This is a genomic window from Bifidobacterium pullorum subsp. saeculare (genome assembly GCF_016899725.1).
In the GTDB taxonomy this organism is placed as follows: domain Bacteria; phylum Actinomycetota; class Actinomycetes; order Actinomycetales; family Bifidobacteriaceae; genus Bifidobacterium; species Bifidobacterium pullorum_C.
This window is the reverse complement of sequence record NZ_JACLYU010000021.1, coordinates 1-25322: the sequence shown is the minus strand read 5'-3', so window position 1 is coordinate 25322 and position 25322 is coordinate 1. Positions and strand designations below refer to the sequence as shown.

The following is a 25322-nucleotide window of genomic DNA, read 5'->3' as shown; positions in this document are numbered from 1 at the left end:
CCAACGATTGGTCGAGCCGCCGCTACCTGGACATGTCCCGGCTCGACGGCATCATGCAATCAACCGACTGAAGTCATTCCCCCGACGACGGACCAGGCCACATTTGCGCAAAACATCGGGCACAACCAAAAAACATCCGCACCCCCCCTTCAGGACGAGACTGTGCATGGCGTGGTCACGGACAGGCCACGAATCGGCGTGTCATGACCATCCCATGCACAGCTGTGCATCCGCAGACATCCCTCATGACCATCCCATACACAGCTGTGTATCCGCGGACATCCCCCCCCCACGACCACCCCATGCACAGCTGCGCCTTGAGGGACACAAACGGACCGTCACCCCACGCACAGCTGTGCACGCGGGGACGAGGGGGGGGTGGACGCCTCACAGGCCGGGTAGCACCAGCAGCACACGGAGCGCGTCGGTGGCAGCGGGGCGTGCTGAGACCTGCGCGTCCGCGTCGCCGAGCGCCTGCCGCAGCACGGCGCCGCCGTCAGCAATCGTGGTGGCGCCGGCGATCACCTGGCTCATATCGGCGTGCAGCAGCGTCCGGTCCCCCATGCCGGCGAGGCCATACGCCGGCGACGGATGTTCCACGACGGCAGCGTCGCGCGACGCCTCGGCCGAAGCGGACACATCGGATGAAGCCGCTCCGGAACGATTCCCGGATGCCTCGGACGTATCAGCCGCGCCGGTTGCATGCTTCCCGGCCCCATCGCCAGCCGCGCCATCCGTGCCAGCCGCCGCACCATCCGACGCTCTGTCCGCCGCGGACGCTCCGCCGGACTTCCCGCCGGGCACTCCCGGCACCCCGCCGGCGAATTTCATGACGTCGCTGGCATCGGAGCGGCCCTCGACCTCGTCCACGACAGTGGTCGCCGTCGTCTCTCCGCCGGCGTTCGCCGCACGCGCGGCGCGACGCTCGACCCAGGCTTGCTCGCGCAGCCGCACGATCTCCGCGCGCGCCGCCAACGGCCGGCTCCCGGCCACGCTGCCCGTGCCTTCCACGCCGGCAAGACCGGACGTCAGCACCCGCCGGTCGGCCGCCGCACGCCCCTGCCGGCCATCCGCCGCACCCGAAGCCCCCGAGACGCCCGACGCCCCCGACACACCAGCCGCACCCGAAGCCCCCGAGGCCCCCGAAGTCGCCCCCGGCCGTCCCTCCGCCGCGCCGCCGCCGTCCACTTCATCGGCGAAGCGCAGCAGCACCTGGCGATACGCCTGGCCGGCGCCGATACGCTCGCTGGCGGCGGCCATCGCGTCCAGCGCGGCCTGCACCTTCGCCCGGTCGCCGGCGTGGGCGCCGCCGGCCGCGAACTGCCGGTCCGTGGCGGCGACGGCCTCGGCCACCTGCGCGGACGACGCCTGCGACGACCCGCCGGTCAGCCCGCTCAGCTGTTGGGTGAACACGTCCGTGTACGCCATCGAATACGGAATCATGGCCTGCGACATCTGCGACTGGCCGGCCGCGTAATCCTTCGCGCCCTGCGCGCGTTCCTCGCCGGCGCGGCCGCGCAGCTCCTGCGCAAGCCCGTCCGTGCCCTGCCAGCGGATGCGGCGGATCAGGCCGTCGAGCGCGTCGGCGGCGCCAGTGTGGCGCCGGGCGGCGTTCATCGCGTCGACGGCGGACGCCTGGTCGAGCACGGCCTTGGCCACGGGCGTGTCGCCGGACAGTTCGCCGGCCGTGCCCATGAGCGCCGTCAGCTGCGTGGACGAGCCGATCGAGCCGGACAGATGGCTGGCGTAGCTGGTCACATACGCGGCCATATACGCGTCGAAGGCCTGCCGGTAGCGCGCGGTGCGTTCGGGGATCTCCTGGGCGGCGAGCGAGCGTTCGAGGTCGCGCAGGGCCGTCAGGTCGCCGATGAGCTTGGCGTGCGCGCCATCGGCCGCAAAGGAGGCGCCGGTCGCACCGACCTCGTCGGCGAGGCTCGCGGCACCGTCGGCGAGCGCCGGGGCGCTGCCGGCGCTGGCGACCGCCATCGGCCCCATCGTGAACCCGCGCGCGTCCAGATAGCAGTCGAGCCGCTCGCCGGGGCCGAGCTCGGCGAGCACCGTGGTCTGCGATGCCGTGGCGGTAACGGTCGCGCCGGCGGTGGCGCTCACATCGTCGGACACCTTCGCCGGGATGGCGAAGGCGACGCGCACCCGCTGCGCGTACGCCGCCCGAGGCACGTCGCCGGCGCGGCGCGGCGTGACGCGCACATGGATGCCGACGAGCCCGCTGGCGCCGGCCGCCTGCCCGCGGCTCACGTCGGGCCCGTCGAGGGAGAAGCCCACCCGCACGGTCCACGGCAGGCCGATCCGGCCCGCCTCCACGACGCGCGCGGCGGGATGGGAGCCGCCTCCGGACGCGGAGGAGGCCGGCGTCAGATACAGGTCGCCTGGCATGCCGTCGCCGTCGAGCACTGCGTACACGTTATGGCCGGCAAGGTCCGGCAGTCCGCGGCGGGCGGCGGCCGCGTCGGCCGCGCAGGCCGTGGCGAGCGCGGCCGACGCGGCGACGGCCAGCGCGCATGCCCATGCCGTGGCCTTCGTCAACCGTCCCATCCGATGCCCCGCCGGTTCCTTGCCGATGTCAGTACGTACGCCGACCAATCTACCATCCGCCGGATGCGCCGGCCCGGGCAAGGGCCGGCCGGGCCGGGCCCGTCCGCACCAGCACCAGCCGTGCCAGTGCCGGCCGGGCCGCTCACCGCGCCAGCGCGCTCAGGGCGGCCACTTCGGCGTCGTAGCGTGCCGGTTCCAGCCCGTCCACGGTGGCCTCGTTGACCAGGTGCACACCGTCCAAGCCGCCGTGCGCGGCGAGCGTGCCGAGCATGCCCCGATGCCAGGCCGGGTCGAGCAGCGGATCCACGGCTGTGTTGCCCAACGCGCGCATCGCGCATACGAGCGCATGCGCGCCCCAGTTCGAGGTGCCGGAGACCACCAGCTCGTCGGTGGGCACCGTGCAGGCGATCGTCTCGCCGTGGTCCACCACCCCCTCGATCGCGTATTCGGCCACGCGCCCCATGCCGATCTCGTTGCCGCCGTCGCCCACGCCGATCGTGTGCAGCCGCAGCTGCGTCAGCCGGCTCATCGGCGCCGTCCACGCGGTGATGTCGATGCCGCGCATGTTGCGCGGCCGCCCGTCGGCGGCGGGGCCCACGCGTTCGATGAACACCAGCGTGGAGATGCCCTGCGCCTTCGCCAAGTCGATCACCCCGTTCATCCACCCGTCGAACGGTCCGCTCGCGGTCGGCGCGACCAGCACATGGTCGGCGGGCAGCACCGTCCGCACGCTCGGACGGATCACCGACTCGCAGCATTCGTCAGTGACCAGCCACGCGTCGCCGCCGATCGCCCGCAGCGCCAGGCACAGCTCGATCGCTCCGAGCGGTCCGTCGGTTTCCGCGGCCGGGTGCGCCGCCTTGGGGATGAAGGATCCGGTGACGACCAGCGCCTTGGCCGGCCGTCCGCCGGCCAGATGCCGCGCCGCGCGGAACAGGTCGCCGCGCGAGAACGTCATCAGCGTCTCCGAGCCGCGGCCCACGTCGCGGCTCGCCAGATTCGAGATCCGCGCGATGCGCGGGTAATGCCACCATGCGAGCAGCCGGTCCAGCGGCCCGTCGCCCGCGTTCGTGTCCGTCCATGCACCGGAATCGGCGTCCGTGCTGGTCATCATGATCGCATCCCTTCCTTTCCCGCGATCCGCCGTCACCGCACCGCGCTCAGCACGTCGCCGTAGGAGACGGCGTCGCCCGGGCCGGCGAGGTGCCGCAGCGTGCCGGCGGCGGCACCGTCCGCGGCGGCGTCCGTGCCGTCCGCGGCACCGTCCGTGGCGACGCTGAGCGCGCGGTACAGGCGCATCGCGGCGTCCAACCCGTCCACTTCGAGCAGCAGGCCGCCCCGGCCGCAGGTGAGCGCCCGCATCTCAAGCCTCGGCGGCCGCGCGGGCGAAGGGGGCGACCGCGATGCCCTCGCGCGTCAGCCGGTCGCGCACGGCGTGCGCCATCGCCACCGCGGCGGGCGAGTCGCCGTGCACGCACACGGAGTCGGCGTGCACCGGCACCACCGTGCCGTCCACCGCCTCCACCGTACCGTCGGCCACCATGCGCGTCACGCGCGCGGCGACCGCGGCCGGGTCGGCGATCACGGCGCCCGGCTGGCGGCGGGGCACCAGCGTGCCGTCCGGCTGGTAGGCGCGGTCCGCGAAGGCCTCGCGGAACACGCGCAGCCCGGCCTGCTCGGCGAGCCGACCCACGGCGGAACCGGGCAGCGTCAGGATCGCCAGGGACGGGTCGACCGTCCGGATCGCGCGCACCACGTCGGCGGCCTGCCGCTCGTCCGCGACGATCCGGTTGTACAGCGCGCCATGCGGCTTGACGTAGGCGACGGTCGCGCCGGCCGCGCGCGCCAGCCCCTCCAGCGCGGCGATCTGGTACATGACGTCGTTCGTCAGGTCGCCGTCGTTCTCGTCCACGAACCGGCGTCCGAAGCCGGCCAGGTCGCGGTACGAGACATGCGCACCGACGGTGACGCCGTGTTCGGCGGCCGTGCGCAGCGTGCGCATCATGACGGACGGGTCGCCCGCGTGGAAGCCGCACGCCACATTCGCGCTGGACACCACGCGCAGCAGCGCGGCGTCGTCGCCGAGCGTCCAGCGGCCGAACGCCTCGCCCATATCGCTGTTAAGATCGACGGACCGAACCATGCCGTTTCCTTTCTGCCGTGCCTGTGCGGCCATGTCTGTGGGTTTGTCTGGGGTACTTGGGTTGCCGCGCCGTCACACCATGTAGGTGACGTCGCGCACATCGGTGACCAGCATGTGCCCCGGCGCATGCGTGATCGCGAATTCCGGCTTCGAGGCCATGACCGCCGCCTGCGGGGTCACGCCGCAGGCCCAGAACACCGGCACATCCCCCGGTTCCAGCACCGGCGCGTCCCCGTACTGCGGATGCGCCAGGTCGTGGATGCCGATCGCCTCCGAGTCGCCCACGCACACCGGCTCGCCGTGCACCGACGGGTAGCGGGCGGAGATGCGGCAGGCGTCGGCCACCTGGCGGGCGGGGATCCCGCGCATCGGCATCCTCAACGGCACCTCGCAGCGCGAACTGTTCGCGTGGGCGGCGCAGGAGGGCCTGCGCACCGCGTACCGCAAACTGCCGATCGCCGAGCTGCGCGAGGCCGACCGGCTGTACATGACGCACGGCGGCTGGGTGATTCCGGTCGACGACCTCGACGGACGGACACTGGACTACGATCCGGCGGAGATCGCGGCGATGAACGACGCGATCCACACCGGGCGCACGCATGACGACGCGCTCGCCATCGGGCCGACCGGCGACTACGAGTACTGAGCGCGCGCCGACTGATGGGGCCGGCCAATGGGGGCCGGCCGATGGGTGCGCGGTATGCTGAACCCATGAGCGACGACACGACAGGCGACTGGCAGCGCACGACCATCGACTCCGCGCAGGCCGCGGCGCATCCCGAAACCGCGGCCGCGGTCGCGCAGATCGGCGGACTGCGCCAGAGCATCGACAACATCGACGCGGCGATCATCTCCCTGCTCGCCGAACGCTTCAAGGCCACCGCACGCGTAGGCGTGCTCAAGGCCGGCGCCGGCTTCGCGCCGGAGGACACCAAGCGCGAGCATTACCAGATCACGCGTCTGCACCGCATCGCCGAGGACGCGGGGCTCGATCCGCAGATCGCGGAGATGTACCGCGAATTCGTGGTCACCGAAGCCAAGAAGCGCCATCAGCGCATCGCCGACGCCGGCGGCGACCCCGGCGTGCTCGACGTCTACGCCTGATTCCCGGATGCGCCGGGCATGGCATACGACTGCCCCCGCACCGGGAGATCCGGGGCGGGGGCGGTGTCGCGAGAATCGGTCGCCTTGCCAGGCTACTTCTTCGGCACGGCGCCCTGCTGGGCGTGGTCGAACACCGGCTTGTTGTCGGCGTCGTACTTGTAGATGCCGATCGAGGCCGTGGACGGGTCATGGTCCGCGTTGAACGGGCCGATGCCCGCCTGCCCCTGGTACTCGATGTCCTTGCCGTCCTTGAGCAGCGCCAGGCAGTCCTTGTAGGAGGTGCACTTGGTGCCGCCGTTCGCGCCGGAGACCGCGGGCAGGTTCTTCTTGACGGTCTCGCCGTCGGTCTTGCCGCCCTTCTGGGCCGCGAGCGCCGCGAGGATGGCCGCGTCATAGGTCTCGGCCGCGTAGGTGGTGTCCTTCATGTCCGGCACCTGGGCCTTGAGCTGCTTGACGAAGTCCTCGGTCGGGTGGCCGCCGGGGATGGTGCCCTTGGCGCCGGAGATGAGACCGGGCTGGAAGTCCTTGGAGAAGTCGACCGTGTTGCCGTCGACCAGGTACAGCTTGTGCGTGTCCACGCCGGCCGCAGCGAGCGCCTTGATCAGCGGCTTGGACTGGTCGTAGGAGACGATGAGCGTGGCGTCAGGGTTGGCGGCCTTGATGGCGGTGGCGATGGAGGAGAAGTTCGTCTCGGTCGGGTCGAAGGCGTCCTTCTCGCCGTAGACGATGTTCACGCCGGCGGCCTTGGCGGTTTTGGCGACGGTGTCGCGCAGGCCGGTGCCGTACGGGTCGTTGAACGCGGCGATGGCGAGGTTCTTCACGCCGTCCTGCGCGATGAGCTGGCCCATGACCGCGCCCTGGACGGCGTCCGGGGCCACGGTGCGGAAGAAGTACGGGCTCAGGCCGGAGAAGTCGGCGGAGGTGGAGCCCATGGAGATGATTGGGATCTTGGCGGCCTCGAAGGTCTTGTACGTGTTCTTGACGACGCCGCTGGCGGCCGGGCCGATGACGACGGACGGCTTCTTGCTCAGCACGGACTGCGCGGCGGAGGCGTTCTGGTCGGCGTGGTCGGCGTCGGAGGTGTCGGCGTCGACCGAGGTCACCTTCTTGCCGAGCACGCCGCCGGCGTCGTTGATGTCCTTGATGGCGAGCTTGTAGCCGGCTTCCTCCGGCGGGTACAGGTACGCCAGGGTACCGGTCTGCGGCCACAGGCCGCCGAAGACGAAGGCGCTGGACGAGCCGGAGGACTTGGAGTCCGAGTCGCCGGATGCCGCCCCGGACGATCCGCAGCCGGACAGCGCCATGGTGGCGGCGGCCACGGCGGCGGTCAACGTGACCGCGAACTTGTTGCGCGAGGTGATGATGGACATATCAACCACTTCCTCTCTTGCCCCTTGCGGAGCGGTGGTCTTCTTGGGACGCGGGGACGATTCCCCCGAATCTTGCCGCCTACCGTAAGCACCTCATGCAACGGGGAATCTGCGCCTACGTAACCGCCTGATGACCGCGGCAACATCGGCGAAACACGAAGCCCCCGCGCATAGCGCGGGGGCTGACGAAGGGCGGTGATGCGTGCGGCAACGGCCGTCCGAACCCGAAGGCGTATTCCAATACGCCGAGCGGTGAGGAAAGGCCGTTGACGCTCCATCACCGCCCTTCGCCCTCGACCTCCTGTTCGAGGTTGCCCAGATACAGGGATATCACCTTCGGGTCGTTCATGAGATCGCGCCCGCGGCCGGAGTAGGCGTTGCGGCCTTGGTCGAGCACGTAGCCGCGGTCGCAGATCTGGAGGCAACGGCGGGCGTTCTGCTCGACGATGACGACGGAGACGCCGGCTTTGTTGACTTGGCGGACGCGGATGAAGGTCTCGTCCTGGAGCATGGGGGACAGGCCGGCGGAAGGCTCGTCGAGCAGGAGGACGGAGGGTTTCATCATGAGGGCGCGGGCCATGGCGACCATCTGGCGTTCGCCGCCGGAGAGCTGGCCGGCGAGCTGGTCCTTGCGCTTGGCGAGCTTGGGGAAGATCGAGGTGACGTAGTCGAAGCGCTCAGCGAAGAGCTTGGGGGCCTGGTAGGCGCCCATGTGCAGGTTCTCCGCGATGGTCAGGGACGGGAACACGTTCTCGGTCTGCGGCACGAAGCCGACGCCGCGGGCGACGAGCTTGTCGGCGCGCATGTTCGTGATGTCCTGGCCGCGCAGCAGCAGGTGCCCGGAGTGGATGCGCACGAGGCCGAACAGGGATTTGAGCAGCGTGGACTTGCCGGCGCCGTTGGGCCCGATGATGCCGACGATCTCGCCTTCGTGCAGGGTCAGGGACGCGCCGTTGAGGATGTTGACGCCGGGCAGGTAGCCGGCGACGAGGTCCTGCGCGTCGAGCAGGGGCTCGCCGGCGGGTTCGCCGACGTGCACCTCGGCGCGCGGACGCGTCTCGACCGGCGTCGCTTCGGCGGTCGCGGCCGCCGTGGTCTCCTTGTCACCTGCCATGTCAGGCCTCCTCGCTTTCCGTCATCTCGAGCACCGAATCGTCGCCCAGGTCGATGTCGGCGTGCGCGCCCAGGTAGGCGTCCACCACGGCCGGGTCGTCCATCACGCTCTTGGGCTGGCCTTCGGCGACGATGCGTCCCTCGGCCATCACGGTCACCCAGTCGGCGATATGCCGCACCATGTTGATGTCGTGTTCGACGAACAGCACGGTGGTGCCTTCCTCGCGCAGGGAGACGATGTGGTCGAGCAGCGACTGCTTCAGCGCCGGGTTGACGCCGGCCATCGGCTCGTCGAGCATGACGAGCTTCGGGTCGCGCATGAGGGCGCGCGCCATTTCGAGCAGCTTGCGCTGGCCGCCGGAGAGGGAGCCCGCGTAGTCGTCCTTCTTCTTGATGAGCAGGAAGCGTTCGAGCAGCGCCTCGGCTTTCTCGATGTTCGCTTTCTCCTGCTTGCGCCACAATGGCGGCACCAGCGAGCGGAACATGCCTTCGCCCGGCTGCACGGGCGCGCCCAGCAGCATGTTGTCGAGCACGGTCAGCCGGCTCATCACCTTGGTCAGCTGGAAGGTGCGCACCATGCCCATGCGCGCCACGCGTTCCGGCTTCATGTGCGCCATGTCCTGCCCGTCGAAGGTCCACCGGCCCGTGTTGGGGGTGTCGAAGCCGGTCATGAGGTTGAAGAACGTGGTTTTGCCGGCGCCGTTGGGCCCGATCAGGGCGGTGATGCCGTGCCGTTCGATCTCGAAGTGGTCGACGTCCACGGCGGTGATGCCGCCGAAGCGGCGGGTCACGTTGTCCGCCACGAGGATCGGGTCGGGCTTGTGGACGCCCGGCTTGTGCTCGACGAACGCGAGGTCCTTCTGGACTTTGTCACCGTACGCGGTGGAGATGAGCTGCTCGCCCTCCGGCGCCTTGGTGGCCCAGCGGGACAGGTCCTGGAACGGGACGCCGGGCTGGACGCCGTACGCGTCCACGCCTCCGGTCTGCCGCGCGGTCTGCCGCGCGGACTTGTCGGTCGTATGCTCACGCATGGAACGCCAGCTCCTTTCGGTCTCCCAGCAATCCTTGTGGTCTGAATATCACCAGGCACATCAGGGCCACGCCCACGATCACCCAGCCGAGGGCCTCCACCTGGTTCGAGCTGATGAAGGTCTCCGGCACCGTGTTGCGCATCACTTCCTTGACGAAGGTGAGCAGCACCCACAGCACGCACGAGCCGAGAATCGGCCCCAGCACGGTGGCCGCGCCGCCGAGCAGCAGCAGCGTCCAGGTGTAGAACGTCACCTGGCGGCCCAGCGAGTCCGGCTGCACCGAGCGCGGCAGCACGAACAGGATGCCGGCGAGCGCGCCGAACACACCGCCCAGGATCAGGGACTGCATCTTGTACACCGTCACCTTCTTGCCGAGCGAGCGCACCGCGTTCTCGTCCTCGCGGATGCCTTTGAGCACACGGCCCCACGGCGAGTGGAACCAGCGCCAGCACAGCAGCGCGGCGATGGCCACGAGCACCCAGCCGACGATGCGCACCCACCACGAGTTGGCGATGTTGTTCGAGTAGGTCCACAGCAGGAAGGTAGTGGCGCCGTCCGGCAGGGGCGAGGCGGATTCGAACTGCGTGGTGAAGTCCTGCGGGGAGATGCCGGCCGAGCCGCCGGTCACGTCGGTCATGGCCGTGGACCGGCCGACGATGCGCACAATCTCGGCGGCGGCCAGCGTGACCATGGCCAGGTAGTCGGGTCCGAGCTTCAGCGTCGGAATGCCCAGCAGCAGCGCGTAGATGACGGCGAGCGCCAGCGCGCAGCACACGGAGGCGAACAGGTTGGCGCCCATGGACTGGCTGATCGCGAAGCCGTACGCGCCCAGCAGCATGAAGCCCGCCTGGCCCATGTTCATCAGGCCGGTCATGCCGAAGTGGATGTTCAGGCCAATCGCGGCGAGCGCGTACGCCGCGGTGGTCGGGGCGATGAGTTCGCCCAATGCGTTGGAGATGATGGTTACGAAGTCCATGTCGATCAGCCCACCCTCTGTGCTTTGCCGAAGATGCCCTGCGGACGGATGAGCAGGACGATGATGAGGATCGCCAGCGCGCTGGCGTAGCGCATGTCGCTGGGGATGACGAGCGAGCTCATGTCCGCGACGATGCCGATGATCAGCGAGCCGACGAGCGCGCCGTTCGCGGTGCCCAGGCCGCCGAGCGTGACAGCGGCGAACATGAGCAGCAGCAGTGTGGCGCCGGTGTTCCAGGAGATGCCGTTGAGGTAGATGCCCAGCAGCACGCCGGAGAGGGCGGCCATCGCGCACGACAGGATCCACACGATGCGCACCACCTGCTCCACGTTGATGCCGGAGGCCGCGGCCAGCGCCGGGTTGTCGGAGACGGCGCGGGTGGCGCGGCCGAGGCGCGTGCGGTAGAGGAACACGGTGACGCCGATGATCACGAGGATCGCGATGCCGGCGGACAGCAGCGTGGGCATGTCCGTCGTGATGGGTCCGAGCGTGAAGCTGGCGGGCACGGAGCGGACGATGCCCTTGATATCGCCGCCGAAGAAGAACTGGAACAGATATTGCAGCGCCATGGACAGGCCGATGGTGACGATCATCTGCTGCATGGTGCCGACGCGTTTGCGCCGCAGGGGCGCCCAGACGAGCTCGTTCTGCACGAGGCCGGTCAGCGCGCCGACCGCGACCGCGAACACGGCGGCCGCCCACACCGGCATGCCGAGCATCTGCGTGCCCACATAGGCCATGAGGCCGCCGAGCGTCACCTGCTCGCCGTGCGAGAAGCTGCTCAGTCCGGTGGTGCCATACACCAGGTTCATGCCCACGGACATGAGCCCGAGCATGAGGCCGAAGATGATGCCGGAGTACAGCTGCTGCCAGACGCGTTTGCCGAAGTTGGCGCTTGCGGAGTCGGCGGAGGCGGTGGCCGTCTTGGAGCCGCCGGACTCGCCGGCAGATTCGGAGGCCCCGGTGGACCCGGAGGCGGCCAGGCCGGGCTTGTCGAAGCGGACGACGGCACGTTGCTTGTCGAAGCTCGCCTTGGCGATCTCGACGGTTTCGCTGGAGCCCTTGAGTCCGTGCTGCTTGGCGACGGACGGGTCGAGCGAGACGGTGTACTTGCCGTCCGCGCCGACGGAGAAGGCCCAGGTGCCGTCCGCGCCCGTGGTGGTGGTGCCGGATTCCTTGCCCGACAGCGTGATGGTCGCGCCCGCGATCGGCTGCTGCGCGTCATCCTGCAGGATGCCGTTGACGCAGCCGTTGGTTGCGGTCGGATTGCACACGGGCACGGCTTCGGCCGCACTGGCCTGTGATGGATTGATGGCGAACGCCGCCAGAAGGGCAATCACCGCCGTTGCCAGCGGAATCCCCCATCGGCGACGCCGCGGCGATGCTGCGGCTGTCATATCGATACTCCCTCTCGATATGACCAGACCCTAAGCGAGCGCTGCTCCCCCGGCGTTGCACTTGTGTTTCCCGCCCGTTACCTCGGCCGGGGTTCCGTCACACCCCGATAATATGGCCGCCGACCGCGGCCGGCATGCGAAAAGCCGCACCCCCGGTCAGACGGGGGTGCGGCTTGACACGCGTGGGAGGACGGCTCAGCCGTTGGCCTGCTGCACGAGGGCGGCGAGGAAGTCACGGTTGGTGGCCGTCTTCTTCAGGCGCGGCACCAGCGTCTGGTAGGCCTGCTCGGGCTCCATGCCGCCGAGCAGACGGCGCAGGCGGTAGATGACCGGCAGTTCCGCGGGCGGGGTGATGAGCTCCTCGCGGCGAGTGCCGGAGGCGTTGATGTCGATGGCCGGGAACAGGCGCTTGTCGGCCAGCTCGCGCGACAGGCGCAGCTCCATGTTGCCGGTGCCCTTGAACTCCTCGAAGATGACCTCGTCCATCTTGGAGCCGGTCTCCACCAGCGCGGAGGAGATGATGGTCAGCGAGCCGCCGTTCTCGATGTTGCGGGCCGCGCCGAAGAACTTCTTCGGCGGGTACAGCGCCTGCGCGTCCACACCGCCGGACAGGATGCGGCCGGAGGCCGGGGCGGCGATGTTGTAGGCGCGGGCGAGGCGGGTCATCGAGTCGAGCAGCACGACCACGTCCTGGCCCAGCTCCACTAGGCGCTTGGCGCGCTCGATGGCCAGCTCGGCCACGGTGGTGTGGTCGGAGGCGGGGCGGTCGAAGGTGGAGGAGATGACCTCGCCGGCCACCGTGCGCTCCATGTCGGTGACCTCCTCGGGGCGCTCGTCCACGAGCACGACCATGAGGTGGACCTCGGGGTTGTTCTTCGTGATCGAGTTGGCGATGTTCTGCAGCGTGATCGTCTTGCCGGCCTTCGGCGGCGAGACGATGAGGCCGCGCTGGCCCTTGCCGATCGGGGAGACGATGTCCATGATGCGGCCGGTGAGCTTGTTGGCGGTGGTCTCCTGCTTGAGACGCTCCTGCGGGTACAGCGGGGTGAGCTTGGAGAACTGCGGGCGGCCCGCGGCCTCCTCCACGCTCATGCCGTTGATCGTGTCGATGGACTGCAGCGGCACGAACTTTTGGCGCTGGTTGCGCCGGTCGCCCTCGCGGGTGGCGCGGATGAAGCCGTGCACGGCGTCGCCCTTGCGCAGGCCGTACTTCTTGACCTGGCCCATGGAGACGTAGACGTCGTTGGGGCCGGGCAGGTAGCCGGAGGTGCGCACGAAGGCGTAGGAGTCGAGCACGTCCACGATGCCGGCCACCGGCACCAGGTCGTCCTGGTCGTCGCGGCGGGACGGGCGCTCCTCGCGGAAGTCGCGCATGTCGTCGCGCTCGTTGAAGTCGCGTTCGGCGGCGCGGCCGCGCAGGCGGCGGCCACGGCGGTCGTTAGCGCCGCGGCGCTCCTCGCGCTCCTCGCGGCCGCCGCGCTCGGCGGCGCGGCCGCGGCGGTCGCGGCGAGACGGGCGCTCCTCGCGCATGTCGTCGCGGGTGTCCTTGCCCGGCAGGGTGGCGAGGATGTCGTCGAGATCGCGGGCCTCGCCTTCGCCGGCGGACGGCTCGGGCTCGGCGTTGCGGCGACGGCGGCGGACATTGGCCACGATGACCTCGTCGCCGTTCTCGTCGCGCACCTCGCGCGGGTTGCGGATGCCGTGGGCGGCCTTCGGGGCGAGGCCGAGGTCGTCGAGCAGGCGGTCGGCCTTGGCTTCGGGGGCGGCGGCCTCGCGCACGACGCGGCGGGTGTGGCGCACCGGCCGGCCCTCGCCGGACGGGGCGGCGATGCCGGCGACGGCCGCATCGGCGGCGTCGGCCTTGGCGGCGGCAGGAGCGGCCGGGGCGGCGGGCTGCTCGGCGGGAGCCTCGGCGGCCGGCTTGGCAGCCTTGGGGGCGCGCACCGTCACGCCGGCGGGAGCCTCGCCGCCGGAACGGGCGGCCTCGAGCGTTGCGACCAATTCGGGCTTGCGCATCGTCGACGTGCCGCGAAGACCCATCTGCTTGGCGAGCTCCTTGAGCTCGGTCAGCTTCATATCCGCGAGATTCTGGCTAGTTGCCACAGCATAACCTTTCCACAGCATGGGCCGGCATACGGGCCGACCTGCCTCAAGGGGATGGATGCGGCCCTAGGGCCGCTTGCGAATGCCTGGCGCAATCCATGCGCGCAAACTGGTGTCACTGTACAACGCCACCCCGGACAACGCCAGCGCCCGCGCCGGATATGAGAAGGCCCCGGGCTCGATGCCCGGGGCCTTGGCGCTGCGGTGGCGCCGGCGCCTACTTCTCCTCGTGGTAGGACTGCTCGGTGTTCACGTTCCACACGTTGCGCTTGGACGTGCGGCCGGACTTGATATTGCCCACCGCCTCGAAGGCCGTGGCCATCGAATGGTCCATGTTGTTGTAGCGGTGCTGGCCGTTGCGGCCCACGCAGTACAGGTTGCCGAAGCCGTCGAGGTACTCCACCAGCTCGTCCATGCGGTCGTAGGTGTCGAAGTACGCCGGGTAGGCCTTCTTCACGCGTTCGCGGTGCGAGTCGAGCACATCCTGCGGGCCGTTGATCACGCGCATGCGGGTGAGCTCGGCGATCGCGAACTTCGTGGCGTCCTCCTCGCTCATCGACCAGAAGGAGTCGCCCTCCTCGCAGAAGTACTCCAGGCCGATCCACACCGTGTTGTCCACATCCTTGACCAGGTACGGGCTCCAGTTGTTGAAGATCTGCAGGCGACCCACCTTGTACCCCGGGTCCTGCACGTAGATCCAGCAGTCCGGCACGATCGGCGGGTTGCCGAGCGTGGGGATGTCGGTGGTGTTCTTGAGGCGCAGATGCTTGACCAGGATGCCGATGGTCACGAAGTCGCGGTACGGCAGGCCGTTGGCCACCTCCACCATGTCCTTGGGCGCCGGCTTGGCGCCGTCCTCGCCTGCGCGGGCGGGGGCGTCGATCGCGTTGACCAGGTCCTTGACCGGCATCGAGGAGATGACCTGGTCGGCCGTAAGCTCGGTGCGGTTGCCCTCGGAATCCTCGTAGACGACGGAGGCGATGCGGCCGCCCTCCTGGCGCAGTTCGACGACCGTCGCGTCCGTGAGCACGGTCACGCCCGCCTGCTCGCAGTTGCGTTCCACGGTCTCCCACAGCTGGCCGGGGCCGAGCTTGGGGTACCAGAATTCCTCGATGAGTGAGGTCTCCACCTCGGCGTTCGAACGCTTCTTCGGCAGCAGCTTGGCGAACGCGTTCTTGAGCACGCCCATGATGGACAGGCCCTTGACGCGCTGGGCGCCCCAGTCCGCCGAGATCTCGGAGGGATGGCGGCCCCACAGCTTCTCGGTGTAGCCCTCGAAGAACATCGAGTACAGCTTGCGTCCGAAGCGGTTGATGTAGAAGTTCTCGAGGTTGTCCTCGGGCAGCTTGTGGAACATCGACTTGAGGTAGCTGAAGCCGGCCACGATGGTGAGCTTGAGACCCATGGCCTTGAAGGTGTTCAGGCTCAGCGAGATCGGGTAGTCGAAGAAGCGGCGGTTCCAGAAGATGCGGGAGACGCGGTGGCGCTTGAGCATCACCTGGTCGGTGGTCTCCGGGTCCGGGCCGCCCGGCTCCATGTCGTGCTCGCGGCCGAGCTTCCTGTCGTCGTAGGAGGGGGCGCCCTGCAGCGGCAGGACCTGCTTCCACCAGTCCATCACCCGGTCGTCCTTGGAGAAGAACCGGTGGCCGCCGATGTCCATGCGGTTGCCGTTGTGCTTCACGGTGCGGGAGATGCCGCCGAATTCGCGGGTGCCTTCCAGGACGGTCACGTCATAGCGTTCGGCGCCGCCATCCCTCGTCAGCTCCCAGGCGGCGGTCAGGCCGGCGGGGCCGCCGCCGATGATCACCACGGATTGCTTGTCGGTCATGATGCTCCTTAACAAAAGGCAAACAGCGGCATTCTACTTGGTGTCGTAGAACGGGGCCGCGCATCCGGGCCCATCCCCGCGAGACGTACACGTTGGCGTGCGTTTGCGTTGCGTTCTGTTCGTCTCCGTGCGGTTCGCCGCACCGTGGATCAGTGGATGTCGTCGGGGATGTCGATGTCGGTTTTCTGCACTTCCTCCACGTTGACATCCTTGAAGGTGACGATGCGCACGTTCTTGACGAAACGGTTGGAACGGTACACATCCCACACCCAGGCGTCGGTGAGCTGCACGTCAAAGTAGACGTCCTGGCCGGCGGAGCGGACATTGAAGTCGACCTTGTTGGCCAGGTAGAAGCGACGCTCGGTCTCCACCACATAGGTGAACAGTTTGATGACGTCGCGGTACTCCTTGTACAGGGCGAGCTCGGCGTCGGTTTCGTAATTGTCGAGGTCCTCGGCGCTCATGGAAAGGCCTTGCTCCTTACTTGACTGGTGGATTGCTCAACTATGGCGACGGGCACGGCGGCGCGTCAGCGGCCGTCGTCGTCGCGCTTGCGGCCTCGGCCCAGCGTGCGCCACCACGCCTGCTTCGAGGGCTTGCGGTCGGAACGGTTGTAGGGCCAGCTGCTCTCCTCGCCGCCGGCGGCCTCAGCCCCCTCGTGGGGCGTGCCGGGCTCGGCGTCCGCGCGCTGCTGAGCGGCGGGCGCGGCCTGGCCGTCGGCCCCGGCGCCCTCCGCGTCGGCGTCGGCGGGCGCGTTGGCGGCGTCCTGTCCGCCGGCGGCCTTGCGCAGCGCGAGGGAATGCTCGCGGGCGCTCAGCGCCTCCTTGACGCCCGGATTGTCTTCGAACACATGCATGCCGAAGGCGTCGAGCGACTGGATCGGATCGTATTCGTCGGCCAGCGTGTCCATCACGATCTGGTCCATGTACTTGGCGTTCTCGGTGTCCCACAGCGCGTCGCGGGAGGTGCCGGAGGGCACGAATCCCAGCGAGCGGTACACGGAGATCGAGCGGGAGTTCTTCTCCGGCACGGCCACCCAGATGCGGTGCATGCCCAGGCCGGCCGGCGTGGGCGCGAAGCCGTAGGTCATCACGCGCGGCATCGCGTCGCGCGAATAGCCGCGGCCGCGGTAGTCGCGGCCCAGCACCACCTGGATGCGGGCGGAACGCGACCAGCCGTCGATGTCGATGAGGAAGATCATGCCGATCACATTGCCGGTGGCGGAGGCGTCCACATGGCCGTCGTCGTCATGGTCGGCGTCGGTGAGGATGGACCAGGCGATTGTGCGGCGGAACTCGGGGTCGCCCACGCCGGACTCGTCCGGACGCTGGCCGGCCATCCACGCCACGGAGCGGCGCACCCACGTGTGCACCAGCGTGCGTTCGGAGGCCGCGTCCTTGCCGGTGATCTTGGAGGCGCCGTAGTAGGCGTCCAGATCGTCCATGCGCGGCAGGTCCTCGAGCGTGGCCGGCCGCAGGTGCACCATCTCCCCTCGGATGGGCGGAATCTCCAGGCTGGCGGGCAGCTCGCGCGCGGCGTCGTTCGTCATCGTCATCGTCTCCCAACCTCATGCACCGGTCCATGCGCCAGTGCGGCATCGGCGGTTCTTCAATCGGTCGGCATTGTAGACCGGAGGGCTGAACATATGCTGGACGTCCACCGGAAACGCGGCAAGCCGCCCGCCGGAGTCCTCCCCCAGGAAGGGAGGACGCCGGCGGACGGCTTGCCGGGGCGGCCGGCCTCACCGGGCCGGCCGACGGTGCGCCGGCCGGATCAGCCGCGCACCTTGCCCATCACGATCTTGGTGACGGCCTTGGCATCGGCCTGGCCGCGCGTGGCCTTCATCACGGCGCCGATGATCACGCCCATCGGCTTCATGTTGCCGCTCTTGAGCTTCTCCGCGACGTCGGGGTTGGCGGCGAGCGCCTCGTCGACGGCCTTCTCGATGGCGCCGTCGTCGGAGACGATCTTGTAGCCGTGCTTCTCGACGACCTGGGCCGGGGTGCCTTCGCCGGCGAGCACGCCCGCGACGGTCTGCTTGGCCAGCTTGTCGTTGAGCTTGCCCGCGGCGATGAGCTGCTCGACCTCGGCCACCTCGGCCGGGGTGATGGCCAGCTCCTCCAGGGAGACGCCCTTGGCGTTGGCCTCGCGGGAGAGCTCGCCGAGCCACCACTTGCGCGCGCCGGCCGCGGAGGCGCCGGCCTTGACGGTCTCCTCGATCAGGTCGAGGGCGTCGGCGTTGAGGATGTCACGCAGCTGCAGGTCCGTCAGGCCCCATTCGGCCTTGAGACGGTTGCGGCGCTCGCGCGGCATCTCCGGCATCTGGGCCTTGATGCGCTCGATGTGCTCGGGGGTGATGTGCAGCATCACCAGGTCCGGGTCCGGGAAGTAGCGGTAGTCGTCGGCGTCGGACTTGACGCGGCCGCCGGCGGTCGCTTGGGCGGACTCGTCCCAGTGGCGGGTCTCCTGCAGGATCTCGCCGCCGTCCGCCAGGATCGCGGCCTGGCGGCGGATCTCGTACTGCAGCGTCTTCTCGATGCCGCGGAAGGAGTTCACGTTCTTCGTCTCCGAGCGGGTGCCGTACGGGTCGGACGGCGAGCGGCGCAGCGAGACGTTGACGTCGGCGCGCATGTTGCCCTGCTCCATGCGGGCGTGGCTGATGCCCAGCGCGCGCACGATGTCGCGGATCGCGCGCATGTAGGCGGCGGCGATCTCCGGGGCGCGGTCGCCGGCCCCCTCGATCGGCTTGGTCACGATCTCGATGAGCGGCACGCCGGCGCGGTTGTAGTCGACGAGCGAATGGTCGGCGCCTTCGATGCGGCCGTCGGCGCCGCCGACATGCGTGTTCTTGCCGGCGTCGTCCTCGATGTGCGCGCGCTCGATCGGCACGCGGAACACGGTGCCGTCGTCCAGCTCCACGTCCAGGTAGCCGTTGCCGTTGGTCGGCTTGTCGTACTGGGAGATCTGGTAGTCGCGCGGCATGTCCGGGTAGAAGTAGTTCTTGCGGGAGAACTGGCTCCACTCGGCGATTTCGCAGTGCAGGGCCAGGCCCAGCTTGATCGCGTAGTCCACGGCGGTTTTGTTGATCACCGGCAGGGAACCGGGCAGGCCTAGGCTCACCGGGGTGAGCTGGGTGTTCGGCTCGCCGCCGAAGCTCACCTCGGCGGGGCAGAACAGCTTGGTGCGGGTGCACAGCTCCACGTGGGTCTCCAGGCCGAAGACCGGGTCGAACTGCTTGCAGGCCTCGGAGTACTTCATGAGTTTCTCAGCCATGATTGTCCTTTGGTTCCTTTCCTGCTCACTCGCCCAGCCACGGGGTCTTCAGGGACTGCCAGACCGGCCCGCCCCAGGACTCCTCGAGCGCGGCCTCGAGCGCGGCCGCGGGCTTGTACATCGCCTCGTCGCGCTGCTGCGGCGCGATGAGCTGGAAGCCGACGGGCAGACCGTCGTCCGAAAGGCCGGCGGGCACGGACATGGCGGGCATGCCGGCGAGGTTGGCCGGGATCGTGGCGATGTCGTTCATGTACATGGCCAGCGGGTCGTCCATCTTCTCGCCGAACTTGAACGCGGTGGAGGGGCTGGTCGGGGAGACGAGCACGTCGCAGGTCTCGAAGGCCTTGTTGAAGTCCTCGATGATGAGCGTGCGCACCTTCTGCGCGGAGCCGTACCAGGCGTCGTAGTAGCCGGCGGACAGCGCGTAGGTGCCCAGGATGATGCGGCGCTTGACCTCGTCGCCGAAGCCGGCCTCGCGCGTGTAGGCCATCATGTTGGCGGCGGTCTGCGGCACGTCGTCCGGCGGCATCACGCGCAGGCCGTAGCGCATGCCGTCGTAGCGGGCGAGGTTGGAGCTCACCTCGGACGGCATGATGATGTAGTAGGCGCCCAGCGCGTACGGGAAGTGCGGGCAGGAGACCTCGGTCACCTCGGCGCCCATCTCGGTGAGCTTGGCGACGGCCTCGTCGAAGCGGGCCTGTACGCCGGGCTGGAAGCCCTCGCCGGACAGCTCCTTGACCAGGCCGACCTTCATGCCCTTGAGATCGCGCTTGAGACCCTCGCGGGCGGCGGCGGCCATCGGGCGCGGGCCCTCGGGGATGGAGGTGGAGTCGCGGCGGTCATGGCCGCCGATGATCTCCTGGAGCAGGGCGGAGTCGAGCACGGTGCGGCTGACCGGGCCGATCTGGTCCAGGGAGCTCGCCATCGCGATGGCGCCGAAGCGGGAGACGCCGCCGTAGGTGGGCTTGACGCCCACAGTACCGGTCAGGGCGCCCGGCTGGCGGATCGAACCGCCGGTGTCGGTGCCGAGGGCGAGCGGCGCCTCGAACGCGGCCACCGCGGAGGCGGAGCCGCCGCCGGAGCCGCCGGGCACACGGTCGGTGTCCCACGGGTTGCGGGTAGGGCCGAAGGCGGAATGCTCGGTGGAGGAACCCTGCGCGAACTCGTCGAGGTTCGTCTTGCCGAGGATCGGCATGCCGGCGGCCTTGAGGCGTTCGATGACGGTGGCGTCGTACGGCGGCACCCAGCCTTCGAGGATCTTCGAGGCGGCGGTGGTCGGGATGCCCTTGGTGACGATCATGTCCTTGATCGCGATCGGCACGCCCGCCAGCTCCGGCAGGCCGGCCTTCTCGTCGGCGGATTTCGCGTCGAAGGCGTCGGCCTGGGCGCGCGCCTCGTCGGCGGAGACGTGCAGGAAGGCGTTGATGGACGGCTCGGCGGCCTCGATCACCTCGAGGTGGGCGTCGACCAGCTCGCGGGAGCTGACCTCGCCGCCGCGCACCTTCGCGGCCATCTCGGCCGCGGACAGCTGCACCAGTTCGTTCGTTGCGGTCATCGGCGTCACTCCTCGCTTCCCAGGATGCGCGGCGCGACGAACATGCCGGCCTCGGTCTTCGGCGCGCCCGACAGGGCCTCGGCCTGCGTGAGCGGGGTCTCCGGCTCGTCCGGGCGCAGGTAAGCCTCCAGCGGCACCGGGTTGGCGGTCGGGGGCACGTCGGCCGAGGCGACTTCCTGCACCTTGCTGATGGAGTCGGCGATGACGTTCAGCTCGCCCTGCAGGCGGCCGATCTCCTCGTCGGTGAGCGCGATGCGGGCGAGGTCGCCCAGATGCTCGATTTCTTCGCGTGTGAATGTAGGCATGCGGCCCACTATACGTGCGCTTTGTGACACGCCGGGGCCCCGGTGCGGTCAGCGGACGTCGGCTCTGCGCAGGACCAGCAGGCCGACGGCGTACAGCGCCACGGCCCAGGCGAGCACAATCAGACCGGCCTGCCACCAGCTCGGCACGAACACCCCGTCGATGACGCCGGAGTCCATCGGCTGCGTCGCCCAGGTGACCAGCGGCGAGCCCGCGTGCCCGCCGGAGGCCGCGGCCGCGCCGGATGCGGCGTCGGCCCCTGACGCACCCACCGTGACGTCGACCTCGACGCCGGGGGTCCCCTCCGTGCCCGCGGCGCCGTGGGCCACGATCTGCAGCCCGCCGGTCAGGAAGGTCCCGGCCGCGCGGTCGGGCAGGCAGGCGGCGACCGACTGCAGCCAGGCGAAACGGTCGCCGGCGATCGACACGACCGACAGGGCCGACGGCACGATCATCACCAGGCCGAGCAGCGCGAACACGCCGCCCGCCGTCGAACGGCACACCGCCCCCAGCCCCAGGCCCATGAGCGCGCCGAGCGCCAGCACGGCCGCCCCTCCCAGCAGCGTCACCCACGGCAGACGCGACTCCGCCCCGGACGCCGCGGCCACGCCCGCGTACAGCATCCGGCACACCGGCCAGGCGGCGAGCAGGCCGAGCAGCGAGGCGAGGAAGGCGATGGCCGCCGTGACCGTCGCCTTGGCGCCGAGGAAGGTCGCGCGGCGCGGCACCGCCGTCAGCGAGGAGGACAGCAACCCTCCCGAGCATTCGGCGGTGAAGGCCATCACGCCGAAGATGCCGGTGACGGTCAGACAGGTGACCACGAAGGAGCCGACCGAACTCCACAGCATCGCGTCGGGCATGTCCGGCGGATTCGCGATCCGGCCGCCGGTGGCGGGGTCGAGGGACGCCGAGAACGCGGACACCCATGCCATGAGCGCGGCGCCGACGACGAGCAGCACGGCGTCGACGGAGGCCAGCACGTAGGTCGAGCGCAGCGACAGCGCCTTGCACAGTTCGCCGCGCACCGCCCCGAGGAAGGTCAGGCGGCCGGGCCCGGGGGACGCCGGCCGAGGCGCCGACGGGGGCGCGGCGGGTGCCGCCGCGCGGCGCGCGTGCCGTCCCTGGCTCATCGTGGGCTCCCTTCCGTCGTGCCGAGGTATTCAGCCTGGTCGTGGGTCAGCTGCAGGTAGACCTGCTCCAGCGAGGCACGCTCCTCGGCGAGGGCGTAGAGGGGCAGCCCGGCGCGGGCGAACACGTCGGCCGCCGCCCGCAGGTCGGCGCCCCGGATGCGGAAGGCGACGCCGTCCTGCGGCTCGCCGTACGCCAGCGCCGTCCGTTCGACGCTCACCTCGGCAGCGGGGGCGAAGATCGCCCGCAGCTTGTCCGGCTGCGGGGTGACCACGCGCATCGTATGGGCGGAATGGGCCGCGACGAACCGGTCGAGGGACGAGGTCTCGAGGATGCGGCCCTTCGCGATGATCACCAGGTCGTCGGCGGTGAGCGCGACCTCGCTCATGAGGTGGGAGCTCAGCAGCACGGCGCGGCCCTCGGCCGCGAACCGGCGGCACAGGGCGCGCACCCAAGCGATGCCCTCCGGATCGAGGCCGTTGATCGGCTCGTCGAGCACCAGGTTGTGCGGGTCGCCGAGCAGCGCGGCGGCGATGGACAGCCGCTGGGCCATGCCCAGGGAGAACGTGCCGGCGCGGCGCGTGCGCGCGGAGCCCAACCCGGTCAGTTCGATGACCTCGTCGACGCGGCGTGCGGGGATGCCGTTGGCGAGCGCCAGCGCCTTGAGATGCGCCTCGGCGGACCGGCCGGGATGCGCGGATTTCGCGTCGAGCACGGCGCCGACCGCGCGCATCGGCGAGGGCAGCGAGGCGTAGGGGCGGCCGTCGATGAGGGTCCGGCCGGCGTCGGGGCGGATGAGCCCGAGCATGACGCGCATGGTCGTGGACTTGCCGGCGCCGTTCGGGCCGAGAAATCCCGTCACCCGGCCGTCCTTGGCCTCGAAGCTGACCCGGTCCAGGGCCCGCTTGGCACCGAACCGCTTGGTGACCCCCTCGATTGTCATCATGGCCCCAGTGTATCGGACGCCCGGTTGCCGGCAGGTGACCCGGAGGAAAAATCGAGGGGTTCCGCGTGGGGTCCGTGCGGGAGGCCCGCTCAGGCGGCGCCGATGCGCGCGTGCTGGGCGATCCAGGCGTGCATCGCCACGGCGGCGGCCGCGCCGGCGTTGATGGAGCGCACGGAGCCGAACTGGGAGATGTAGACCACCTCGTCGGCCAGGTCCAGCGCCTTCGCGCTGAGCCCGGGGCCCTCGGCGCCGAAGAGCATGAGGCAGCGCTTAGGGAAGCGGTAGGTCTCCATCGGCACGGCGCCAGGCACGATGTCGAGGGCGATGACGCGCGCCTGCGCCAGCTGCGCGAGCCGGTCCTGCGCCCGCGCCGCGGCCGCCCGGTCGCCGTGGAACACGGCCGCGGCCCGGTCGGCCTCGGCGGCCGCGGTTTCGCCGGCGATGCGGTGGCGCCAACAGTCCACCAGCGCGGCGATGGAGGGGTGGTGCTCGACGTGTTGGTACAGCTCGGTCATCAGCGCGCCCTTGCGGTTCCATTTGTGCGGGCCGACGATGTGCACGCGCCGCGCCTGGAACGCGTTGGCGGTGCGGACCATCGAACCCAGGTTGAAGTCGTGGGTCCAGTTCTCGCAGGCGACCTCGAAGTCGTGGCGGCCGCGGGCGTCGAGGTCGGCCTTGATCGCGGCGACCGACCAGTAGCGGTAGCGGTCGAGCACGTTGCGCCGGTCGCCGTGCTCGAGCAGGTCGGCGTCGTAGCGGGGGTCGTCCGGGCGGGGTTCGCCGGGGTGGGTCTGGCTCCACGGGCCGACGCCGACCTCGCGGAACGTGGGTTCGCCGCTGCGGCGCGCGGCCTCGGAGACGGGGTTGGGGGTGTGCATGGGGTGTTCGTTCGGGTCAGCCGCGCAGCTCGCGTTCGTCGAACACCTGCACGAAGGGCAGCTCGTGGCGGTCGCCGGTCACCGGGTTGACGACCTCGATGGTCCGCCGGTCCTCGGCCGAGGCCCCCAGTCCGCCGACGAGCGAGGCGATGGCCACGACCTGGGCGCCCTCGTGCTCCACGACGGAGAAGTCGAGGCCGAGCTCGTTGCCGTTGCGCAGCGTGACCAGCGAGGAGGTCTGCACGTAGGATTTCTCGGACAGCCAGGCGTCGAGCAGCACCACGCGGCGGCCCTGGATCGAGGGGCCCTTGATCGAGGGGTACACGAAGTCCATCACGAAGCCGTCCAGGTCCTCGCCGCGGGAGGCGGCGGCCTGGATCATCGCGGACACCAGCGGCACGGCGGCGGCGGTGAGCGCGCCCACGGCGTCGAAGTCGTCGACGGACCAGCCGGCGTCCTCCAAGGCGTCGAGGAGCACATGGCCCATCACGGCGGCGGCGCGGTGGTCGAAGGTGACGGCGGCGAGCTCGGAGAACGGGCGGCCCACCACATGGCGTTCCAGCAGGGTGCGGAGCTGCTCGCGCGGCTCCAGCATCGCGAAGTCGACGGAAGGCGAGGTGGGTTCTGCGCCGGTGCGGCGGAAGGCAGTGCTGTCGCTCATGGCCTCCAGCGTAACGCCAGGCCCGGCCCACGGCCGGGCCGGCTCAGGCGGCGTCCCTGCCGTCCTGCTCGAGCTCGCGGATGGCGGCGCGCAGATGCTGGTTGTCGTGCTCCAGCGCCTCGATGCGCCGCGCCTGCTGGACGATGATGAGGCGGCGCACGTCGTCCCCGTGCCGTCCGGTCGCATGGCCCTTGCCGGCCGGGGCGGAGCCGGCCCCGGCCGAGTCGTTCCCGGCGGAGGCGGATGGCTCGCCGGCCCCATCCTCCGGCAGGTCGGGGCGCGCGGGAGCCTCGAGGTCGCCGTTGAGCAGCGCCTCCACGTCCACGCTGTCGCGCCAGCGGGCGAAGCACCGTTCGACGCGCTTGTAACCGATGACCGCCGGGTCGAGGCCCGCCTCGCGGAAGATGCGCACCGGGCTGCCGCCCGCCGCGTACTTCCTCATGCATTCGTACTTGAACCACTCCGCATACGTGATCCGCTTGCGGCTGACGCGTTCCACGGCGGGCAGCAAGCGCAGGTACCTCATCTCACGCGACGTGAACCCGTCGGCTCCTTCCTTGTTCGACATCCCCCCATGTCCTTTCGATGCGAAACCTCAGTCTGGTGGATTTCCGCGGGACCCCGCGGCACTACGACGGCCCTCCCCAGAGCCGCCCTCGATAAGCCGTATCATACACAGCCATCTCGGGGGGAGCGTTACGCCGACGTGCTTCACGTTTTTTGAGCGTGAATTGTGTAGTGGTGCCTCATCGGGGGTGAGCGCGAGACCGGGTCGGTCTGTTCGGCTGGTCGTATGGAAGACGGGACCACCATGGCGACGAAGCGGCAGGTCACCCTCAGGTTCAGGGACGAGTATGTGAGGGTGTCGAAGAAGCGGAAGGGCGTCATCCTGGACAGGATGCGCGAGACGCCCGGGGTGGGCGGGGGCACGGCCAGGCGCCTGCTCGCCCAGGCCGGGCG

Annotated in this window: 22 protein-coding genes and 2 pseudogenes; 2 read left to right on the top strand and 22 right to left on the bottom strand. The window is 70.0% G+C overall.

Translation table 11 applies throughout. The annotated features are described in order from the left end of the window. Positions 1 to 387: 387 nt before the first annotated feature. The 5 genes and pseudogenes from H7U32_RS08255 to H7U32_RS08235 form a co-directional block, all read right to left on the bottom strand. Positions 388 to 2544 carry a hypothetical protein gene (locus H7U32_RS08255; RefSeq protein ID WP_204469598.1) on the bottom strand — a complete coding sequence of 719 codons (2157 nt, stop codon included), beginning with the start codon at positions 2542 to 2544 and terminating at the stop codon, positions 388 to 390. Positions 2545 to 2695: 151 nt separating this feature from the next. Continuing rightward, positions 2696 to 3604 (bottom strand): glutamate cyclase domain-containing protein, encoded by a 909-nt coding sequence (locus H7U32_RS08250; protein ID WP_440201448.1) that lies wholly within the window; start codon positions 3602 to 3604, stop codon positions 2696 to 2698. 95 nt (positions 3605 to 3699) lie between these two features. Continuing rightward, positions 3700 to 3915: a hypothetical protein gene (locus H7U32_RS08245; RefSeq protein ID WP_204469597.1), complete on the bottom strand. Its 216-nt coding sequence runs from the start codon at positions 3913 to 3915 to the stop codon at positions 3700 to 3702. 1 nt (position 3916) lies between these two features. Next, positions 3917 to 4696 (bottom strand): LamB/YcsF family protein, encoded by a 780-nt coding sequence (locus tag H7U32_RS08240; protein ID WP_204469596.1) that lies wholly within the window; start codon positions 4694 to 4696, stop codon positions 3917 to 3919. 72 nt (positions 4697 to 4768) lie between these two features. Continuing rightward, a pseudogene (locus tag H7U32_RS08235) lies at positions 4769 to 5065 on the bottom strand (D-glutamate cyclase family protein); the annotation flags it as partial. Here H7U32_RS08235 and H7U32_RS08230 point away from each other — a divergent pair. Both H7U32_RS08230 and H7U32_RS08225 read left to right on the top strand, forming a co-directional pair. Beyond that, positions 5058 to 5342 (top strand): annotated as a pseudogene (locus tag H7U32_RS08230) (aminotransferase class IV); the annotation flags it as partial. The pseudogenes H7U32_RS08235 and H7U32_RS08230 overlap by 8 nt on opposite strands. 65 nt (positions 5343 to 5407) lie before the next feature. After that, positions 5408 to 5800 (top strand): chorismate mutase, encoded by a 393-nt coding sequence (locus tag H7U32_RS08225; RefSeq protein ID WP_204469594.1) that lies wholly within the window; start codon positions 5408 to 5410, stop codon positions 5798 to 5800. A gap of 92 nt (positions 5801 to 5892) precedes the next feature. Here the strand turns inward: H7U32_RS08225 and H7U32_RS08220 are convergent, their stop codons facing one another. From H7U32_RS08220 to H7U32_RS08140, 17 genes are all read right to left on the bottom strand, one after another. Then, on the bottom strand, positions 5893 to 7170 hold the full coding sequence (locus H7U32_RS08220; RefSeq protein ID WP_204469593.1) for an ABC transporter substrate-binding protein: 1278 nt from the start codon (positions 7168 to 7170) through the stop codon (positions 5893 to 5895). Positions 7171 to 7447: 277 nt separating this feature from the next. Continuing rightward, positions 7448 to 8284, bottom strand: coding sequence for an ABC transporter ATP-binding protein (locus tag H7U32_RS08215; protein ID WP_239457631.1), 837 nt, complete (start codon positions 8282 to 8284; stop codon positions 7448 to 7450). A 1-nt stretch (position 8285) separates the two neighbouring features. Continuing rightward, a complete protein-coding gene (locus H7U32_RS08210; protein ID WP_204469592.1) occupies positions 8286 to 9314 on the bottom strand; it encodes an ABC transporter ATP-binding protein in 1029 nt (342 codons plus the stop codon). Further along, positions 9307 to 10290 (bottom strand): branched-chain amino acid ABC transporter permease, encoded by a 984-nt coding sequence (locus tag H7U32_RS08205; RefSeq protein ID WP_204469591.1) that lies wholly within the window; start codon positions 10288 to 10290, stop codon positions 9307 to 9309. Before H7U32_RS08205 ends, H7U32_RS08210 begins: the two co-directional genes overlap by 8 nt. Positions 10291 to 10295: 5 nt before the next feature. Then, on the bottom strand, positions 10296 to 11687 hold the full coding sequence (locus H7U32_RS08200; RefSeq protein ID WP_204469590.1) for a branched-chain amino acid ABC transporter permease: 1392 nt from the start codon (positions 11685 to 11687) through the stop codon (positions 10296 to 10298). Positions 11688 to 11882: 195 nt separating this feature from the next. Then, complete coding sequence (gene rho, locus H7U32_RS08195; protein WP_204469589.1) at positions 11883 to 13790, bottom strand: transcription termination factor Rho; 1908 nt, start codon at positions 13788 to 13790, stop codon at positions 11883 to 11885. Positions 13791 to 14007: 217 nt separating this feature from the next. Further along, complete coding sequence (locus H7U32_RS08190) at positions 14008 to 15618, bottom strand: NAD(P)/FAD-dependent oxidoreductase (protein WP_204469588.1); 1611 nt, start codon at positions 15616 to 15618, stop codon at positions 14008 to 14010. Between the two features lie 149 nt (positions 15619 to 15767). Next, entirely contained in the window at positions 15768 to 16082 is a 315-nt protein-coding gene (locus H7U32_RS08185) for a DUF2469 domain-containing protein (RefSeq protein WP_204469587.1), read from the bottom strand. A 65-nt stretch (positions 16083 to 16147) separates the two neighbouring features. After that, the gene (locus H7U32_RS08180) at positions 16148 to 17173 is read right to left on the bottom strand and encodes a GNAT family N-acetyltransferase (protein ID WP_440201447.1); all 1026 of its coding nucleotides are present in this window, start codon (positions 17171 to 17173) and stop codon (positions 16148 to 16150) included. 218 nt (positions 17174 to 17391) lie between these two features. Beyond that, on the bottom strand, positions 17392 to 18891 hold the full coding sequence (gene gatB, locus H7U32_RS08175; protein WP_204469586.1) for an Asp-tRNA(Asn)/Glu-tRNA(Gln) amidotransferase subunit GatB: 1500 nt from the start codon (positions 18889 to 18891) through the stop codon (positions 17392 to 17394). 25 nt (positions 18892 to 18916) lie between these two features. Continuing rightward, positions 18917 to 20446: an Asp-tRNA(Asn)/Glu-tRNA(Gln) amidotransferase subunit GatA gene (gene gatA, locus H7U32_RS08170; protein WP_239457629.1), complete on the bottom strand. Its 1530-nt coding sequence runs from the start codon at positions 20444 to 20446 to the stop codon at positions 18917 to 18919. A 5-nt stretch (positions 20447 to 20451) separates the two neighbouring features. Beyond that, on the bottom strand, positions 20452 to 20751 hold the full coding sequence (gene gatC, locus H7U32_RS08165; protein ID WP_204469584.1) for an Asp-tRNA(Asn)/Glu-tRNA(Gln) amidotransferase subunit GatC: 300 nt from the start codon (positions 20749 to 20751) through the stop codon (positions 20452 to 20454). 48 nt (positions 20752 to 20799) lie between these two features. Next, entirely contained in the window at positions 20800 to 21879 is a 1080-nt protein-coding gene (locus tag H7U32_RS08160; RefSeq protein WP_204469583.1) for a hypothetical protein, read from the bottom strand. Continuing rightward, entirely contained in the window at positions 21876 to 22823 is a 948-nt protein-coding gene (locus tag H7U32_RS08155) for an ATP-binding cassette domain-containing protein (RefSeq protein ID WP_204469582.1), read from the bottom strand. The genes H7U32_RS08160 and H7U32_RS08155 overlap by 4 nt, the downstream gene beginning before the upstream one ends. An 89-nt stretch (positions 22824 to 22912) precedes the next feature. Continuing rightward, positions 22913 to 23701, bottom strand: coding sequence for a TrmH family RNA methyltransferase (locus tag H7U32_RS08150; RefSeq protein ID WP_204469581.1), 789 nt, complete (start codon positions 23699 to 23701; stop codon positions 22913 to 22915). A gap of 16 nt (positions 23702 to 23717) precedes the next feature. Further along, entirely contained in the window at positions 23718 to 24362 is a 645-nt protein-coding gene (locus H7U32_RS08145) for an orotate phosphoribosyltransferase (RefSeq protein WP_204469580.1), read from the bottom strand. 43 nt (positions 24363 to 24405) lie between these two features. Continuing rightward, positions 24406 to 24930 carry a hypothetical protein gene (locus H7U32_RS08140; protein ID WP_204469579.1) on the bottom strand — a complete coding sequence of 175 codons (525 nt, stop codon included), beginning with the start codon at positions 24928 to 24930 and terminating at the stop codon, positions 24406 to 24408. Positions 24931 to 25322 lie beyond the last annotated feature (392 nt).

Bases quoted from the DNA above. Each gene is read 5' to 3' on its own strand.
- H7U32_RS08245 (WP_204469597.1), bottom strand. From the start codon at position 3,915: ATGCGGGCGCTCACCTGCGGCCGGGGCGGCCTGCTGCTCGAAGTGGAC.
- H7U32_RS08240 (WP_204469596.1), bottom strand. From the start codon at position 4,696: ATGGTTCGGTCCGTCGATCTTAACAGCGATATGGGCGAGGCGTTCGGC.
- H7U32_RS08225 (WP_204469594.1), top strand. From the start codon at position 5,408: ATGAGCGACGACACGACAGGCGACTGGCAGCGCACGACCATCGACTCC.
- H7U32_RS08220 (WP_204469593.1), bottom strand. From the start codon at position 7,170: ATGTCCATCATCACCTCGCGCAACAAGTTCGCGGTCACGTTGACCGCC.
- H7U32_RS08215 (WP_239457631.1), bottom strand. From the start codon at position 8,284: ATGGCAGGTGACAAGGAGACCACGGCGGCCGCGACCGCCGAAGCGACG.
- H7U32_RS08210 (WP_204469592.1), bottom strand. From the start codon at position 9,314: ATGCGTGAGCATACGACCGACAAGTCCGCGCGGCAGACCGCGCGGCAG.
- H7U32_RS08205 (WP_204469591.1), bottom strand. From the start codon at position 10,290: ATGGACTTCGTAACCATCATCTCCAACGCATTGGGCGAACTCATCGCC.
- H7U32_RS08200 (WP_204469590.1), bottom strand. From the start codon at position 11,687: ATGACAGCCGCAGCATCGCCGCGGCGTCGCCGATGGGGGATTCCGCTG.
- H7U32_RS08190 (WP_204469588.1), bottom strand. From the start codon at position 15,618: ATGACCGACAAGCAATCCGTGGTGATCATCGGCGGCGGCCCCGCCGGC.
- H7U32_RS08185 (WP_204469587.1), bottom strand. From the start codon at position 16,082: ATGAGCGCCGAGGACCTCGACAATTACGAAACCGACGCCGAGCTCGCC.
- H7U32_RS08180 (WP_440201447.1), bottom strand. From the start codon at position 17,173: ATGACGATGACGAACGACGCCGCGCGCGAGCTGCCCGCCAGCCTGGAG.
- gatB (WP_204469586.1), bottom strand. From the start codon at position 18,891: ATGGCTGAGAAACTCATGAAGTACTCCGAGGCCTGCAAGCAGTTCGAC.
- gatA (WP_239457629.1), bottom strand. From the start codon at position 20,446: ATGACCGCAACGAACGAACTGGTGCAGCTGTCCGCGGCCGAGATGGCC.
- gatC (WP_204469584.1), bottom strand. From the start codon at position 20,751: ATGCCTACATTCACACGCGAAGAAATCGAGCATCTGGGCGACCTCGCC.
- H7U32_RS08160 (WP_204469583.1), bottom strand. From the start codon at position 21,879: ATGAGCCAGGGACGGCACGCGCGCCGCGCGGCGGCACCCGCCGCGCCC.
- H7U32_RS08155 (WP_204469582.1), bottom strand. From the start codon at position 22,823: ATGATGACAATCGAGGGGGTCACCAAGCGGTTCGGTGCCAAGCGGGCC.
- H7U32_RS08150 (WP_204469581.1), bottom strand. From the start codon at position 23,701: ATGCACACCCCCAACCCCGTCTCCGAGGCCGCGCGCCGCAGCGGCGAA.
- H7U32_RS08145 (WP_204469580.1), bottom strand. From the start codon at position 24,362: ATGAGCGACAGCACTGCCTTCCGCCGCACCGGCGCAGAACCCACCTCG.
- H7U32_RS08140 (WP_204469579.1), bottom strand. From the start codon at position 24,930: ATGTCGAACAAGGAAGGAGCCGACGGGTTCACGTCGCGTGAGATGAGG.